Annotated in this window: 16 protein-coding genes; 9 read left to right on the forward strand and 7 right to left on the reverse strand. The window is 55.6% G+C overall.

The genetic code is table 11. The features are described from left to right. Window positions 1-6: 6 nt before the first annotated feature. Both PTW35_RS03840 and PTW35_RS03845 read right to left on the reverse strand, forming a co-directional pair. The gene (locus tag PTW35_RS03840; RefSeq protein WP_276329435.1) at window positions 7-129 is read right to left on the reverse strand and encodes a hypothetical protein; all 123 of its coding nucleotides are present in this window, start codon (window positions 127-129) and stop codon (window positions 7-9) included. Window position 130: 1 nt separating this feature from the next. After that, entirely contained in the window at window positions 131-3,073 is a 2,943-nt protein-coding gene (locus PTW35_RS03845) for a copper-translocating P-type ATPase (protein WP_281026575.1), read from the reverse strand. Between the two features lie 175 nt (window positions 3,074-3,248). Here PTW35_RS03845 and cueR point away from each other — a divergent pair, with 175 nt between their 5' ends. After that, window positions 3,249-3,641 carry a Cu(I)-responsive transcriptional regulator gene (gene cueR / locus PTW35_RS03850; RefSeq protein WP_281026576.1) on the forward strand — a complete coding sequence of 131 codons (393 nt, stop codon included), beginning with the start codon at window positions 3,249-3,251 and terminating at the stop codon, window positions 3,639-3,641. 81 nt (window positions 3,642-3,722) lie between these two features. On the opposite strand, the gene PTW35_RS03855 is transcribed toward cueR, so the two are convergent. The 3 genes from PTW35_RS03855 to tesA form a co-directional block, all read right to left on the reverse strand. Continuing rightward, window positions 3,723-4,577, reverse strand: coding sequence for a co-chaperone YbbN (locus PTW35_RS03855; RefSeq protein ID WP_281026577.1), 855 nt, complete (start codon window positions 4,575-4,577; stop codon window positions 3,723-3,725). Window positions 4,578-5,098: 521 nt separating this feature from the next. Continuing rightward, complete coding sequence (locus PTW35_RS03860; protein ID WP_281026578.1) at window positions 5,099-5,935, reverse strand: SDR family oxidoreductase; 837 nt, start codon at window positions 5,933-5,935, stop codon at window positions 5,099-5,101. Between the two features lie 31 nt (window positions 5,936-5,966). After that, on the reverse strand, window positions 5,967-6,566 hold the full coding sequence (gene tesA / locus PTW35_RS03865; protein WP_281026579.1) for a multifunctional acyl-CoA thioesterase I/protease I/lysophospholipase L1: 600 nt from the start codon (window positions 6,564-6,566) through the stop codon (window positions 5,967-5,969). Here tesA and PTW35_RS03870 point away from each other — a divergent pair. Continuing rightward, window positions 6,565-7,239 carry an ABC transporter ATP-binding protein gene (locus PTW35_RS03870; RefSeq protein WP_281026580.1) on the forward strand — a complete coding sequence of 225 codons (675 nt, stop codon included), beginning with the start codon at window positions 6,565-6,567 and terminating at the stop codon, window positions 7,237-7,239. The two genes, tesA and PTW35_RS03870, sit on opposite strands and share 2 nt — an antisense overlap. Further along, window positions 7,236-9,692 (forward strand): FtsX-like permease family protein, encoded by a 2,457-nt coding sequence (locus PTW35_RS03875; protein WP_281026581.1) that lies wholly within the window; start codon window positions 7,236-7,238, stop codon window positions 9,690-9,692. The genes PTW35_RS03870 and PTW35_RS03875 overlap by 4 nt, the downstream gene beginning before the upstream one ends. A gap of 61 nt (window positions 9,693-9,753) precedes the next feature. Here the strand turns inward: PTW35_RS03875 and PTW35_RS03880 are convergent, their stop codons facing one another. Continuing rightward, complete coding sequence (locus PTW35_RS03880) at window positions 9,754-10,662, reverse strand: TIGR01777 family oxidoreductase (protein ID WP_281026582.1); 909 nt, start codon at window positions 10,660-10,662, stop codon at window positions 9,754-9,756. Window positions 10,663-10,881: 219 nt separating this feature from the next. Here PTW35_RS03880 and PTW35_RS03885 point away from each other — a divergent pair, with 219 nt between their 5' ends. From PTW35_RS03885 to focA, 6 genes are all read left to right on the forward strand, one after another. After that, a complete protein-coding gene (locus tag PTW35_RS03885; RefSeq protein ID WP_281026583.1) occupies window positions 10,882-11,616 on the forward strand; it encodes a DUF1538 domain-containing protein in 735 nt (244 codons plus the stop codon). A 9-nt stretch (window positions 11,617-11,625) separates the two neighbouring features. Beyond that, entirely contained in the window at window positions 11,626-12,420 is a 795-nt protein-coding gene (locus PTW35_RS03890) for a DUF1538 domain-containing protein (protein WP_281026584.1), read from the forward strand. Beyond that, complete coding sequence (locus PTW35_RS03895) at window positions 12,410-12,760, forward strand: P-II family nitrogen regulator (RefSeq protein WP_281027430.1); 351 nt, start codon at window positions 12,410-12,412, stop codon at window positions 12,758-12,760. The genes PTW35_RS03890 and PTW35_RS03895 overlap by 11 nt, the downstream gene beginning before the upstream one ends. After that, a complete protein-coding gene (locus PTW35_RS03900; RefSeq protein ID WP_281026585.1) occupies window positions 12,757-13,164 on the forward strand; it encodes a CBS domain-containing protein in 408 nt (135 codons plus the stop codon). Before PTW35_RS03895 ends, PTW35_RS03900 begins: the two co-directional genes overlap by 4 nt. Before the next feature lie 75 nt (window positions 13,165-13,239). Beyond that, a complete protein-coding gene (gene yfcE, locus PTW35_RS03905; protein ID WP_281026586.1) occupies window positions 13,240-13,788 on the forward strand; it encodes a phosphodiesterase in 549 nt (182 codons plus the stop codon). Window positions 13,789-14,133: 345 nt separating this feature from the next. Beyond that, the gene (gene focA / locus PTW35_RS03910; protein ID WP_281026587.1) at window positions 14,134-14,979 is read left to right on the forward strand and encodes a formate transporter FocA; all 846 of its coding nucleotides are present in this window, start codon (window positions 14,134-14,136) and stop codon (window positions 14,977-14,979) included. 120 nt (window positions 14,980-15,099) lie between these two features. Here the strand turns inward: focA and PTW35_RS03915 are convergent, their stop codons facing one another. Beyond that, complete coding sequence (locus tag PTW35_RS03915) at window positions 15,100-16,422, reverse strand: anaerobic C4-dicarboxylate transporter (RefSeq protein ID WP_281026588.1); 1,323 nt, start codon at window positions 16,420-16,422, stop codon at window positions 15,100-15,102. Window positions 16,423-16,688: the final 266 nt, after the last annotated feature.

The raw sequence follows: 16,688 nt of genomic DNA on the forward strand, positions 1-16,688 counted from the left end.
GGCGAACTATTTGTTTGCCTGTTGGTTGTTCGCTGCCGGGCTATTTGCTGAATGTTCCTTTTTTGCTGGTTGTAACCAGAACCACCAGACAATAAAGGCAATGGCAAGCGTGCCGATGATAGCAACCATATTAGTTCTCCGTTTGTGCCTGAGCGGCTTGTCTGTCGCCGCCGTCCGGCTTGAATAGCCTTAGACGGTTAGCATTACTCACCACGGTGATCGAAGACAGTGCCATGGCAGCGCCGGCTACGACAGGGCTGAGCAGGGCACCGGTGAATGGGAACAGGATCCCTGCGGCCACGGGAATGCCCAGCGTGTTGTAAATAAAGGCACCGAATAGATTCTGCTTCATGTTACGTAGAGTCGCTTTTGACAGCTGCAAGGCATCCGGTACGCCATGAAGGGAGTGGCGCACCAAGGTGAGCTGAGCGCTCTCAATCGCCACGTCACTGCCGCTGCCCATCGCGATACCGATGTCGGCCTGGGCCAGGGCGGGCGCATCATTGATACCGTCACCGACCATGGCAACACGCTTACCCTGCTGCTGGATTCTCTCCACTTCGCTGGCTTTGCCATCGGGTAGTACACCAGCAATAACATGCGCAATGCCAGCCTGCTTGGCGATGGCATTGGCGGTAGCCGGGATATCGCCGGTTAGCATAATGACCTCTAGCCCCATTTTTTGCATCCGCTTGATCGCAGAGACCGAGTCATGGCGGATGGGATCGCTGACGGCCAGCAGGCCCGCAAGTTGGCCGTCGACCGCCACATAAATCGGGGTTGCGCCCTGAACGCTGGCATCAACCGTGGCTGGCAGGGCTGGAGAAAGATCTACCCGGTGCTGGTCCATCAGCTTTTGGTTACCCAGCAGTACCGTGTGGCCCAGTACTTGGCCGCTGATGCCATAGCCAGGCTGCGCGCGGAAGTGCTGCTGCGGCTCGAGGCTGAGTGCTTCTGCTTTGGCGGCGTTGACAATCGCTGCTGCAAGGGGGTGCTCGGAACCTTGCTCGAGGCTGGCTGCCAGGGTCAGCAGCTGGCCTTTGTTGAAGCCGCTATAGCACTCACTGCTGATAAGCGCAGGCTTGCCTTCGGTCAGGGTACCGGTTTTATCCAGTATCACGGTATCGACATCGGCCGCAATTTGCAGGGCTTCGGCGTTACGGATCAAGACGCCGTACTCAGCAGCGCGGCCGACACCGACGGTCACCGACATTGGCGTGGCAAGGCCGAGGGCGCAAGGACAGGCGATGATCAATACTGTTGTGGCGGTCACTAGCATATAGACCGACGAGGGCTCTGGGCCGAAGTAGTACCAGATCATGGCGGTGACGATGGCGATGATCATGACCGCCGGCACGAAAATGGCAGAAATGGTATCGGCCAGCCGAGCTAAAGCGGGTTTGCTGCTTTGCGCCTGGCGTACCAGCTCGATAATTCTTGCCAGCATGGTATCGCGGCCGATTTTTTCTGCCGTAAACAGTAGGCTGCCGTGCTGGTTGATGGTACCGGCGTGAAGGGTATCGCCCGCTTTCTTGTTGGCCGGAATAGGCTCGCCGGTCAGCATCGATTCATCGATATAGCTCTGACCTTCGAGGATGGTGCCATCGACCGGCACTTTGGCGCCGGGATGAAGGCGCAGTACCATGCCGGTACGAACGTCTGCAAGGGGCACTTCACGCTCTTCGCCGTTGTCAACGATGACAGCGGTTGGCGGTTGCAAGTCCATCAGTTGCTCGAGGGCTTTGGAGGTTCGGCTTCGGGCCCGGGCTTCCAGGGCGTGACCGAGGGTGATCAGGCCCAGAATCATCGCCGAGGCTTCGAAGTAGACATGGCGGGCTTGCATCGGCAATAAGTCAGGCACAAGTACCACTAAGGTTGAATACAGCCAGGCCGCACCGGTACCGAGAGCGACCAGGGTATCCATGGTTGCCCGGTGATGCTTGAACGCTTTCCAGGCATTGACGAAGAAGTGCTTCCCCACCGTGGCAAGTAAAATCAGGGTGATGATCCCTATCGCCCCCCAGCCAATTTGGTCAGCCCGGGAGACGATCATCATGCTGCCGCCGAATACGCCCCAAGCCATTAAAGGGCCTCCGACAGTCAGTGCAATATAGGCATTTTTGATGTGCTGGCGATATACCTGCTCGTTTTGCGCTTGCTGGCGCTGGCGGCGTGTCAGCTCGTCTTCGGACAACTCGGCCTGGTATCCGGCGTCCGCAACAGCCTGGAGAATGAGGCTGCTCTGTGCATCACCGCTAACCAGGGCTGTCCGCTCGGCCAAATTGACGCTGGTGGATACCACTCCGGGCACGCTTAGGATGGCTTTCTCGACCGAACTGACGCAGCTGGCGCAGGTCATGCCTGACAAAATAAATTGCTGTGATATGTTGCTGCCCTGCGGTTCGCCTGCGCTGCTCAGCGGCTCTGCCGGTACCTCGTCTGTGGCAGTATTGGTCGCAGTGCTGCTGGCAGCGGATTCGCTGGTATCAGCTTGTTCCGTTGCCGGTGAGGCAGTAAAACCAGCGTCTTCAATCAAGGCGATGACCGTTGCTTGAGGCTGGGTGGTCCGCACACTGGCATGGGTTTTACTGACGGTAAAGCTGTCGATGCCAGCTTGCTGTGCCAGCAGCTCTTCAACTTTGGCGACACACTTTCCGCAACTTAGCCCTGACAGGGACAGCTCATAGGCGCTGTAGGCCGGTACGCTGTAGCCGAGCGACTCAATGAGCTCGATTAGTTGCGGTTCGGGCAGGGTGCCACTGGCGTTAAGCGCGGTTTTGCTGACATCCGCAAAGAAAATGTCAGGGTGCCCGTCCAGCGCATCCTTGACCTTGCGGACACATTTGCCGCAGGACAGGCCCGCCAGTGGAAGCTGGTACTGATAACCAGCTTCATACCCGAGCTGGGTAATAGTATCGACGGCCGCCTGTGGGGTAAACGTTCCCCGCAGGGTGGCTTGTTCGGTATTGACATCAACGGATTCAACACCCGGTAGTGCAGTGAGGGCCGCTTTGATTTTATTGGCGCAGTTCATACAGCGCACCTTCTTCAGCGGCAGGGTTAACTCGACCATATTGAAGCCTTACTGGTGATACGGTTTTATTCACTTAAACTCATCATAAAGCTTCCATCAACTGGAAGGTCAATACATTTTGACGGCTATCGAGAGAAGCAATAATAGGCTTGATACTAGGGCGATAAAAGAGAATACTAACAAGTATAACCTTCCATTAACTGTAAGGCTGAGTATGAATATCAGTGAAGTGGCTCAGCAAACTGGGCTGACAACCAAGACGATCCGTTTTTATGAGGATAAAGGTATTATCTCGCCGCCGGGCCGAGCGGCGAATGGCTATCGCCAGTACAGTGCCAAGCATATCGATGAGCTGCATCTTATTCGGCGCTCGCGCTTGGTTGGCTTTACGCTCGATGAAGGCCGTGAGCTACTGGCCTTTTCTCGTGATCCGCAGCGGCGCAGTGCCGACGTCAAAGCCAAAGCCGAGCAAAAGCTGCTGGAAATCGACGAGAAAATCAAAGAGCTGCTTGAGATGAAGCAGACGCTGGAGGCGTTAACCAAACAGTGCCCGGGCGATGAAGGGGCGAGTTGCCCAATTATTGAAGGCCTGTGCCGTCACCGCTAGATAAGACAGAGCAAGCGCGAACAAAAGAAAAGGCAGGAGAGCCCTGCCTTGTCGTGATGGTCAGTCCGCTGACGGCTGTGCTTAGTAAAGCAGTGAGTAGAGCTGACGGCGGTATTTGCTGGCCACGGCATTGCCTTGGCCTAGCGCAGCCAGAATATCCATCATGGTTTTCTTGGCTCCGCCATCGGCAAAGTTCATGTCTTTGCGCAGCAGGTTGATCAGTAGCTCTAGGGCTTCCTCTGCGCGCTCAACCTGGCTGTACTGTACGGCAAGCTCATAGGCAATCTCATTGTTGCCAGGCTCCGCCGCCAGTTTTTCCTCCAGCAATCGGATTTCCGGCGAATCGCTCGCTTGCTGGTGCAGTTCCAGTTTTGCCATCAGTCCTTTGTACTTGGCATCCTGATCTTGCATCGGGATAGTGGCAAGCAGGGTCTGTGCTTCATCGTACTGGGACGTACCGAGCAGGCATTCTGCCATCGCCAAATTGATCACGCTGTTCTGGGCGAATTTCGCCGCCAGCTCACGCAGTACCGGCAGGGCTTCGTTGTACTGTTGGTTGTCAACTTGCTCCAGGGCGGCCTTGAGGGCTAGCTCCTCCTGGCTCGGCAGGTGCTTGGCCAGCATCTCGGCCAGGCTTTGCTCCGTTTGTGGGCCTGCGGCACCATCAACCGGCTGGCCATTTTTGAATACGGCGACGGTTGGCAGGCTACGCACACCAAATTGGCCGGCGACCATTGGCTGGGATTCACAGTCCAGGGTCGCCAGAGTGACCTGGCCGTGATAAGACGCTGCCAGCTTTTCCAAAATTTGATTCACTTCAGCCGTTTCAGGCATGGACGGGGCCCAGAAGCTGATCACCACAGGGGTTTGCATCGATTGCTCGATCACCTGCTGCAGATTCTGTTCGTTCAGTTCGATGGCTAGTTGGTCATACATGGGTTTATCTTCACTCCCTGGACTTCTGAAAAAGCGCATAGGCCATAAATTTCTTCGTTGTCATAGTTATGGGGGGAAAGCCAAGCATTTTCAAGGGAGAGCGGCGGGAAGATAGCGCTGGGAGCAATAAAAAAGGAGAGCCTCGCTCTCCATTTTTATTGAAAGGTTAACAGCAGTGCGAGCGTCACGCACACACACAGGATATTTATTTGGCGCAATGTCATCGTCACACCTTTTTTCTTTTCTGTCGCGGAACGGTTATTGGGACAAGAAGGACTGGTAGGGAACAACCTTCAATTTACACTGCAAGCTTAACTGTGCAGTGTGACACAAATATTACATTTCTTGCTTTTTTTGGCTAAAACCGTACTTCCGCTCAGCTATTCAGTGTTTTTCAAGGTTTGTTTCTTGTCAGTGGTGTTTTTTTGATCCCGATAAGTTGTAAGTGTTTTGTTTTACTGTTTGATTTTCAAACACCGTTGGTTCGACGTCTTCGCCGTTCTATCCGGCTTTTCGACGAATTAGTCACTTTTTATTAACAATGAATCGAGCAGACGGGTAGGTAAAATGCACCGTAGGAAGCCGAAAATGTACGTTGGCTGGGTAACATAATATCGTGCCTTTGGTTCATCGGTTGCCATAATGGATTGCAGGGGCTGTAAAACCGCTTCAGGGCCGAGGGTGAACTTGCTCAATGGTGAGGCTTTGCCGAGCCGGTCGAGTGTGTTCTGGTAGCTGGCCAAGTGGCGTGAGCGTGGCATATCGATATGCTGCTCGAATTTTGCCTTGGCATTGGCCCGGAACTGGCTTTCGATAGGGCCGGGTTCGATCAAGCTGACTTTTATGGGGGTGTTGGCGAGCTCGAGGCGAAGGGTATCGGTATAGCCTTCCAGGGCGAATTTGCTGGCGTTGTAGGCACCGCGGTATTTCATTGCCACCAGGCCCAGTACCGAGCTGTTCTGGACGATTTTCCCGCGGCCTTGTGCCAGCATCACAGGGATCACCAGCCTTGTCAGGTGGTGCCAGCCGAACAGGTTGCTTTCAAATTGCTGGCGCAGGGCATGGGTTGGCAGATCTTCGAGTGCGCCGGGTTGGCCGTAGGCTGCGTTGTTGAACAGTATGTCCAAGCTGCCGCCGGTGATGGCGAGGGCGGCGGCAAAGCCCTGTTCAATGGAGGCTTCGTTATCCATGTCGATCCTAACGCAAGGCAAGCCTTCTTGGTTTAACTTTTCGACATCGCTCTGTCGGCGGCAACTGGCGATAACCTGGTGGCCTTGCTGGTGCAGAGCTTTGGCACAGTAGTAACCGATGCCGCTGCTGCAGCCGGTGATTAGAATGCGAAGGGGGGTGCTGGGCATAGTCGAGGCCATTCCTTGTCGAGTTGTTGGGTTAGAGGTGTGGGGCAATTTCTTTGGCCATGAAGCTGGCGATCCAGGGCTGGGCATCAGGCTTGGGGTGCAAACCGTCGTCCATCATCCACTCCTGCTTGAGTATGATGTGTTCGAGGAAGAAGGGCAGCAGCGGGATGTCCAGTTTGTTGCTGATCTCTTGGTACACTTTGGCAAACTGATCACTGTAGCGCTTGCCGTAATTTGGCGGCACAGCGATTTGCATCAGCAGCGGATAGGCACCTGCCTGCTCAATCTGGGTGATCATCTCACCCAGATTATTGCGTATAGTTGTAGGAGGAAAGCCTCTAAGCCCGTCGTTGGCTCCCAGCTCAATCAAGACAAAATCTGGTTGGTGCTGCTCGAGCAGGCGGGGAAGCCTGGCCATCCCGTTGCCTGTGGTGTCGCCGGAGATACTGGCGTTGACCACTGTTACGTTATGGCCATATTTTTCGAGCTCAGAATCCAACAGACTCGGCCAACTCTGCTCGGCCTGCATCTGGTAACCGGCACTGAGGCTGTCGCCCAGTACCAGCAGGGTGGCGGCGAAACTGTGCTGAGTAAAAACAAGCAAAAAGATGACTGAAAGGAATCGCATCATGTCTACATCCGTGATTAAAGCTGTATCAGTGTCCAAGCAGGTAACGACAGCATCATCGTCTCTCACCATTTTGCAGGATGTTTCGCTCGAGGTCGAGCAAGGTGAGGCAATTGCCCTGGTGGGAGTGTCCGGTGCCGGGAAATCGACTCTCATGACGTTGCTGGCCGGCCTCGATATTCCCAGCCAGGGGAGCATCGAGCTGCTGGGCAAGCCGCTGGCAGCCATGGATGATGAAGCCCGCGCCGCATTGCGCAGCGACAGCATTGGCTTTGTGTTCCAGAGTTTCTTGTTGATCCCATCCCTGTCGGCGCTGGAAAACGTGATGCTGCCAGCCATCATCAAGGGTGAGGCCGCCGACGAGGGGCGGGCCCGAGAGCTGCTCGACAAGGTCGGGCTGACCGGGCGTGAAATTCATTTGCCGGCGCAGCTGTCGGGTGGGGAACAGCAGCGGGTGGCGCTGGCAAGGGCATTCATGACCCGGCCCAAGGTGCTGTTTGCCGATGAGCCGACCGGTAACCTGGACCAACATACCGCCGCCAATATTATCGAGCTGCTGTTTGCCCTCAACCGCGATCACGGTACAACCTTGGTGCTGGTTACCCATGATCCCCAGCTGGCACAGCGCTGCGATAGAACCCTGATGCTCGAGAGTGGGAGCCTGGTAGCCGCATGACAGAAATGACAGATATCCAATCCGATTCCCCATCAGTTAACCGCTCGATGCTGCTCAGGTGGAGCTGGCGCGAGTTGTGGCACGGCCAGTTGTGGCCGGTGGCTGTTGCCCTGACCCTGATCATTGCCTGTGTCTTTGCCCTTGCCGCCTTGGTCGTGCGGGTTGAGAAGATCATGGTGGATCAGGGGCGATCCATGATTGCTGCCGATTTGGTCTTCAGATCGGCTAATCCTGTCGATGGGCAATTGCTCGAAGAGGCGGCGCGACTGGGGCTGGTGGTGTCCCAGCAAGTACGTTTTGGCACCATGGCGTTCAGTGATGAGGCGATGCAGCTGGTCAGTGTCAAAAGTGTCGAGAGTGACTTTCCGCTGCGGGGCGAACTCGAGCTGAAAAGCCCCTCAGGTCTCCGCCATCAGGTTCAGCCCGGTGAGCTGTGGCTTGCCGAGCGCTTGTTAGATTTATTGAAGGTCACGCCCGGTGATGTGCTGGCTATTGGCGATGCCGAGCTCAAGGTGAGTGGAATTATCGTGCAAGAGCCAGAATTGTCGTTCAACCCGTTTAGCCAGATGCCGGCGGTTCTCATTCATGCTGATGACTTGGACAGTACCGGGGCAATCCAGCCGGGTAGCCGGGTTCAGTACCGGGCGTATTTCACCGGCGCAGATAGCCAGCTCAAGGCATTGCAGAAGCAAGTGGAGCTTGAGCCCGGGCAGCGCTGGTTGAGTGAAACTTCACAGGGGCGCACCGGCGATGTGATTGAAAAAGCCCGCCAGTACCTATCACTGACTCTAATTCTGGTGATTCTGATGGCGACGGCAACCTTGGTGCTGACGTGCATGCACTATGCCTCGACGAGGACCGAAGTGGTCGCGATGATGAAGAGCCTCGGCGCCAGCAAAAAGTGGCTGTGGCAGTGGCTGGCCCGCCAGTTGGCCATGCTGTTTGCCGTGGCCCTGGTGGCGGGGGTGATGATCGGGGCCGTGCTGGAATATTTGCTGCGCGTTCCGCTGGTGGATGTGCTGCCGGATCCCTTGCCGGGGATAGGTATTATGCCGCTGGTGGTGAGTGTTATGGTCGCTTTGCTGGTCGCGGTGCCGGGGATGGGGATGCCGCTGCTGCGGCTGGTTGATGCGCCTGCTATTTCGGTGATACAGCGAACGGACAACTGGCAAAGCAGCAACAAGGGGTACGCATTGGCCCTGTTGCCATTGGCGGCTGGGCTGTTGTGGCTGGGCAGCAACGGGCTGATGTGGCTAACCTTGCTGGGGCTGGCCGCTATCCTGGTGGTTCTTGCCGTGGTTGGGGTGTCTATTGTCCGGGGATTGAAGCGGGGCCGCTGGGGGCCGGCGATTACCCTGGCGCTGAGCCGAATCAATCGCAGCCCGATCGCAACCGGTGCCCAGCTGGCCGCCCTGACCAGCTCGCTGATGCTGCTTACGGTGATCTGGCTGTTGCGCTCTGATCTACTGGCTGACTGGCAGCAAACCCTGCCGGCGGATGCGCCGAATGTCTTTGCCCTCAACATCAGCCCGGCGCAGCAGTCGGCGTATCTTAACCACCTGGATCAGCAGCAGGTGATGCGCTCCGATAGCTATCCGGTGATCCGTGGCCGGATAACGCACATCAATCAAGAGGATTTGCTGGTCCGGGCGCAGCAGGGAAACCGGGAGCAGGATGAATCGCTGCGTCGCGAGCTCAACTTCACCTGGCGTGACGCCCTGCCTGTTCACAACCAGCTGGTTGCTGGTGAGTGGGGCCGGGAAAGTGGGGTCTCGGTCGAGTCCGGTATTGCCGAGCGGCTGGGGATTCAGGTGGGTGATACTCTGGCGTTCAATGTCAACAGCCAGCCGTTCAGTGCCAAGGTCACCAGTATTCGCGAGGTCGAATGGCGCAACATGCGGCCCAATTTCTATTTTATCTTTACCCCGGATGTGATGGCTAAGCTGCCCGCAACCTGGTTGGTCAGTTTCCGGATTGAAGCGGACCAGCAGGCGGTGATCAATCAGCTCGGCCGGGACTACCCAACGGTTACCTTGCTGGATCTGCGCACCATGGCCACCCGCATCCAAGGTGTTATGCAACAAGTATCGCTTTCGCTGTCGGTGTTGGCGGGGCTGGGGGTTGTCAGCGGCCTGTTGCTGGTCATGACCTTACTGCGCCTGAGCTTGGCTCAGCGCAGGGATGAAATCCGTCTCTACCGTACTTTGGGGGCCAGCCGCAAACGGGTATCGGCGACCGTGTGGGGCGAGTATGGGATCATGGCAATGCTCGCCGGTGTAATGGCGGCCGCTGGAGCCGAAACCGTGGTGGCGGTGTTGGTGAAGTGGGGCTTCGCGTTACCGGTAAGCTGGCACCCCGGGGTATGGCTGGTGGTACCGTTGCTCTCGTTGCTGCTGGTGGTGCTTATCATCCGCTCGATGATAAACAGCCTGCTGCTACCGATCCGCGGTTGATGGCTGTCAACCGCGCGTTCCCCCGTCGATAGGGGAACGTGTCGTTGAGTGGCACAAAGCGTCAGGCGGCGACAATATCCGTCAGTGCCGCCTCAATAGTACGGAAACGGAAAGCAAAACCCAGGGCTTCCAGCTTGTGGGGAATGGCTCGCTGTCCCTCCAGCAGTAGCGAGGAGGCCTCGCCCAGCGCCAATTTGAGCACGAAAGCGGGCGTGAACAGGATATGCGGCCGGTGCAGGGCCTTGGCCAGTGACTGGCTGAACACCTTGTTGGTGACGGGGAGTGGAGCTGTCAGATTGAAGGCGCCGCTGGCCGATGGGGTCTCGAGCAGAAACACAATTGCCGCCACCATGTCCTGCAGGTGGATCCAGGGGGTGTATTGCTTGCCGTTGCCGATTGGGCCGCCAAGCCCGAGCTGGTAAGGCGGCAGCATTTTGGCCAGTGCGCCGCCATGCTTGCCCAGTACAATGCCGGTGCGGATCAGGCAAACCCGGGTTTGCTCGCTGTCAGCCTCCATGGCAATTTCCTCCCAGCGCCGGCAGACCCGGTGGGCGAAGTCATCGCTGGACACATGCTCGCTGATGGCAAAGGACTCGTCGATGAGCGCTTCTTTTTGGTCACCGTAGATCCCCACGGCCGAGCCGCTGATGAAGGTATGAGGTGGTTGGCTGCTGGCCTGGATTTTATCGACCAGTTGCTGGGTCAGTGTCCAGCGGCTTTGGCAGATCCGGTCTTTTTGCTGTTGGCTCCAGCGTTTGTTGATGATCGGCTCGCCGGCAAGGTTAATCACGGCATCAAAGCCATCAAGGTTGTCGAACTGGTCTAGGGAGGCAACGGCATTGATCCTGTCGCCCAGGGTTTGGCTGGCCTTGGCCGGATTGCGGCTCAAAACGGTAACCTCATGCTCAGTCAGGGCATTGATTAAGGCCGAGCCGATAAAACCTGTGCCGCCGGTCACTAATATCTTCATGCTTCTCCTCTGAGGCAACGCCTTTACCCGTCTTGGTATAATTCTGAGCATAAGTATAGCTAAACCAAAGGGTTGTTAGCGCGAACAATCTTCTTTATGACATATGGTTATGTGTGCTAGCTCTCGTGTTGGTGCATAAAAGTTGTGTCTAATTGTTAATGAGGAGTACCTTGAAGGTATACCCTTAATTCAACGGCCGTGCGACAACCTGGAGGTGGAATGTCATTTGTGCTCGTCCTGCTGAAAGCCCTGTTGTCCAGTCTGCGTGATTTGCTGCCGATCATCTTGGTTATTGGCTTCTTCCAAATGGTTGTCCTTCAGCAACCTCTGCCACAGCTAGGACCGATACTGGTTGGCCTGGCGTTTGTGGTGGTCGGCTTGACCCTGTTTGTCTTCGGGCTGGAAATGGGGCTGTTTCCCATCGGCGAGTCGATGGCACACTCCTTTGCCAGCAAGGGCAGTGTGTGGTGGTTGTTGCTGTTTGCCTTCTGTTTGGGGTTCGGCACGACGATTGCCGAGCCGGCATTGACTGCCGTTGCGGCGGAGGCTGCCAAGGTGGCCGCCGAAGGGGGCTTGATAGCTGCCGGTGCTGAAAGCCAGCAGAGCTATGCGACCGGCTTGCGCCTGACTGTTGCCCTATCGGTAGGGATTGCCATTATGCTCGGGGTGACACGTATACTAAAAGGATGGCCCATTCACCGGATGATCATCGGCGGCTACTTGATGGTGATGTTGATGACGTGGTTCGCTCCGCCGGCGATTGTCGGGATCGCCTATGATTCAGGCGGCGTGACGACTTCGACCATTACTGTCCCCTTAGTCGCGGCTTTGGGGGTCGGGTTGGCCTCCTCCATCAAAGGACGCAATCCGATCGTCGACGGGTTTGGCCTGATCGCTTTTGCCTCGCTGACCCCGATGATATTCGTGATGGCCTACGGCATGCTGGTGCACTAGGAGGCAGGGATGACAGAGCTGAACGGTATTGTGCCCCACTTTTTCGCTACCCTGCTGATGACAGTACGCGATGTCCTGCCGATTGCGGTGATTATTTTTGGCTTTCAATTGGCCGTACTGCGTCGTCCGGTGACCCATTGGCCCAGAGTCGCGCTGGGGTTTGTCTATGTCGTGGTAGGCTTGTCGCTGTTCCTGCTCGGACTTGAGCTGGCGCTGTTTCCGTTGGGCGAGTCAATGGCCGCACAGCTAACGGCGATGGATTTCTTGTTTGACAGTGGTGAGGGGATCCCGGCGACGATCCCCTGGACCCAGTACTACTGGGTCTATCTGTTCGCGGCGGCGATTGGGTTCAGTACCACCATCGCCGAGCCCTCCCTGATTGCAGTGGCCATAAAAGCCAACCAGGTATCGGGGGGAGCTATCAGTGTCAACGGCTTGCGTATTGCCGTGGCATTGGGGGTGGCGGTCGGAATCGCCCTTGGCAGCTACCGGATAGTGGCCGGCGATCCGCTCCACTATTACATCTTGGCGGGATACTGCGTGGTGGTGGTGCAGACCTACTTTGCACCGAAAATGATTGTTCCCTTGGCCTATGACTCTGGCGGGGTGACGACATCGACGGTCACGGTGCCGATAGTGACGGCATTGGGGCTCGGGCTGGCCTCCACCGTGCCGGGACGAAATCCAATGCTCGACGGGTTTGGGCTAATTGCGTTTGCCAGCCTGTTTCCGATGATCACGGTAATGGGGTATGCCCAACTATCGGCAAGCCAGGCAAAGAGGAGAGAAGAGAATGCGCTTTAAGCTGTTATTGGCCTTTGTTGAAGATTCGAAAACCGACGCCGTGTTGGACGCCGCCCGCAAGGCCGGCGCGACGGGGGCGACAGTGATCAACAATGCCCGCGGTGAAGGGCTGTACCAGAAGAAAACCTTTTTCGGTCTGGGCCTGGACGTCCAGCGGGACGTGATTTTGTTTGTGGTGGAGGAGCACCTGGCGAGGACGATCCTGGAAACCATCGAGCGGGTCGGGGACTTTGATACCTCTTCCGGGCAGGGAATTGCGGTGCAGCTTGATGTCGAGGATGCGGTGGGCGTCGCCCACCAGGTTGAAACACTTACCAAAGTTGTTGAGGCGAAGCTATGAGTAATGACACCTTGGTCCGGGTACGGGATGTAATGATGAACACCTATGCGATTGTCGAAGGGCTGACCACGGTGGCCGAGGCGATCCGCATTGCCAAGCGAAAGCAAATCAAGGCGCTGATCGTCAATAAGCGCAACGATGACGACGAGTACGGCATCGTGCTGATGAACGACATTGCCAAGAAGGTACTGGCGCTGGACCGCTCCCCGGAGCGGACCAATATCTATGAAATCATGACCAAGCCGGCCTTGTCGGTCAGTGCCGCGATGGACGTCCGGTACTGTGCCCGTCTGTTTGAGCGTTTTGGCATTAGCCGGGCGCCGGTGATTGAGGATGGCAAGATAATAGGAATGGTGAGTTATAACAACATCGTTCTCAACGGTATGCTGCGGGAAGAATCGTAACAACTAGTGCCATGGTATTGTCATGGGCTTCGGTGTAGGATCACGGCATCCTGTTTCGAAGATAGACCTCCTGACATGAAATTGTTTTTTGCTTCTGATATCCACGGTTGTGCCGACAGCACCCGCCGTACCTTGGCCAAGTTTGAGCGGAGCGGTGCCGACCACCTGCTCTTGCTGGGGGATGTGCTCAACCATGGCCCGCGCAATGCGCTGCCGGCAGGGTACGCACCAATTGACGTGGCCGAGCAGCTTAATCAACATGCTGAGAAGATCACCGCTGTGCGGGGCAATTGCGACAGTGATGTTGATCAGATGCTGCTGGACTTCCCGATGATGGCGGACTACAACCTGGTGCTGCTGCCAAACGGCCGCCGTCTGTTCCTGACCCATGGCCATCTCTACAACGGCGACAAACACCCGCGCCTGCGTGACGGTGATGTGGTGGTATCCGGTCATACCCATATTCCTGTCGCTGAAAGCAAAGGCGCGCTCTATGTCTATAACCCCGGCTCGGTGACTATCCCGCGCGGTGAATACCAGGCAAGTTACGGTCTATTGGAAGGCAACACACTCAAGGTGTTGACCTTTGATGATGAGATCATTTGCCAGGTTGAATTGGTGTAATCGACAACTTATTCATCAGATGAAGAAAAGGCGGCTGTTAAGCCGCCTTTTTTTATCCCGGCTCTGATGGTCGGCGAGTTTTAACTCCTGAATATAATTCAGCGCTTATGCACATGCGGGTATAAATGTAGTTGCAATGTGACGGCATGTTAGCGTGATTTGAATCTTTGGCACATTGATTTGTTGCTCAATGTTTACAATATTTGTTGATTCGGTTTATCCGAGTAATTCGTTCGTATATTTCGAATTATTGTTTTGGCAATGGCTTGAATATTTGTGTGATAAAAGCCACTATCTCGCCTCCTTAATTTTGTGTGTTTCAAGATGTGTCAGGTGCCAAACAATATGTGTCAGAGTCAGTTTGATTCGTTATTACCGCCACAGATGGCGGAGAAAGCGGCCGAGGTAGGTGTAAGCAAGGCCACCAAAGATCCGATGAAGTCGTTGCTGCTGGCGATCACTGCCGGGATGCATATTGGTATCGCCTTTGTGTTCTACACCACGGTGACCACCGGGGCCGGTGACATGCCGTGGGGAATGTCGCGCTTTGTCGGTGGGTTGGCATTTAGCCTGGGTTTGATCCTGGTGGTGATCACTGGCGGTGAGCTGTTTACCAGCTCGGTACTGACACTGGTAGCCCGTGCCAGCGGTAAGATCAGCTGGAAGAGCCTGTGGCTCAACTGGGGCGTGGTGTATGTGGGCAACCTGCTGGGCGCCCTGATGCTGGTGGTGATCATGCTGATGACCAAGCAGTACATGTCCGGCAGTGGCGCGGTCGGTATCAATGCGATGCAAATTGCCCAGCATAAGCTGCATCACGACTTCATGCAGGCCGTTGCCCTTGGCGTAATGTGTAATGTACTGGTGTGTGTCGCGGTATGGATGACATTCAGTGGCCGTACCCTGACAGATAAGATTCTGGTGATGATCCTGCCGGTGGCGATGTTTGTCTCATCGGGTTTCGAGCACTGCATTGCCAATATGTTCCAGGTGCCAATGGCAATTGGTATCAAGCATCTTGCCTCGCCTGAATTCTGGCAGATGACGGGGATGAACCCGGCAGACTTTGCCGATCTGACCCTGAGCAATTTTGTTGTCAATAACCTGATCCCGGTGACACTGGGTAACATCATCGGTGGTGGTGTGTTTGTCGGTATGGGGTATTGGATTATCTACTTACGCAACAAGTAAGTGGGGAGTACCGTGTTCTACGTTTTACTGGCTTGGTATTGAGCTGGTGTTTTAAATTGTGTTGATTCGAGTCTGACATGTTGGCCGCTACGGGTGTAGCGGCCTTTTTTTTCAACGTAATTAGTTGATCATCAGCGAGATGAAGTAACCGATAATCGTCGCCGAGCCCACACCGATGAAGCCTGGGATCATGAAGCTGTGGTTGAGCACGTACTTACCGATCGCCGTGGTGCCCGAGCGGTCGAAGCTGATAGCCGCCAGATCACTTGGGTAGAACGGGAAGAAGAAGTAGGCGTAACAAGCAGGCAGCACGCCGATCAATACCGCGGGATCGATACCCAGGGCAAAACCGAGCGGAAGCATGATGGTCAGCACTGCGGCCTGGCTTTTCAGGAACACGGACACGAAGAACATCGCAAAGGCAAAGGTCCACGGGTAGACGTTAACCATGCCGCTGACCAAGCCAACCAGGTAGTCCTTGTGGTGGCCGATGATGGTGTCACTGAACCAGGCGATACCGAAGATGGTGATCACTGCGCTCATGCCGGCAATGAATACGTTGCTGTGTACAATGCGCTTTGGCGAGATATTGGTGGTCAGCAGGATAACCGCACCGACCGATAGCATCATGAACTGGATGGCTACCGACATACCGACGCCCTGTGGCAGGACCTGCTTGCTAAAGAGTGCGATACCGACCACGGCAAGGATACCCAGCAGGAATACGGTCAGGCCTTTCTTGGCGGTACGCTGGTGCTCGGCTTCTTCCTCGGCCGAGCCTTCCTGCTCGGGATCGACCAGGCTGCTGCGGAAATCTTCATCTTCAAGGCGAGCCTGGAATTCCGGATCCTTGTCCAAGTCCTTACCGCGCTTGAGGCTCCACAGACAGCCAATCAGCAGGCCGCCGAATGTCGCGGGAATGGTGACCATCAGGACATTGATCAGGCTGATGTCGAGGCTGTTGTCCATCGCCGTCGCCATTACCACCGCTGCCGCAGCGGCAATCGGGCTGGCAGTGATACCCATTTGCGAGGCCACGGTCGCCATCGCCATCGGACGCTCAGGACGGATCCCTTTTTTGTAAGCGACATCGTAGATCACGGGCAGCAGCGGGTAGACCGAGTGGCCGGTCCCGACCAAAACCGTCAGGGTATAGGTACAAATCGGGCCGAGGAAAACCACGTGCTCAGGGTGTTTGCGAAGCAGGCGCTCGGCAAACTTAACCAGTAGCTTCAAGCCACCGGTGGCCTCTAGGGTCGCAGAGGCCGCCACTACCGCGAGGATAATAAGCATAACGCCAACGGGCGGGGATCCCGGGGCGATACCAAAAACGAATGTCATCACGGAGACGCCGAGGCCCCCCAACAGACCAAAGGCGACGCCGCCGTGGCGTATACCGATCAAGATGACAGCTAGCAGCAATAACAGGTGTATCCAGAACATTATTCCATTATCCTTGTTTCATATCAGTCAAAATCCGCTCGAACTTCTGCACCAAGCTCATGGAATAGGTTTATAGACCATCAACTACGTCAAAAGTGGTATACAAGTCTAATAAAAACAAACCATTAACGAAAAACCCTTGTTTTTGCAGGGGAATGTGAACTTGATCAATATATGATGTCGGTTGCGTGAAAAAAGGAAGGGATAATTATTCGGGATGAAAATTAAATAACTGATTTTATAGAATAAAAAAAAGCCCCGCGGTG

Source organism: Photobacterium sp. DA100 (genome assembly GCF_029223585.1).
GTDB lineage: Bacteria > Pseudomonadota > Gammaproteobacteria > Enterobacterales > Vibrionaceae > Photobacterium.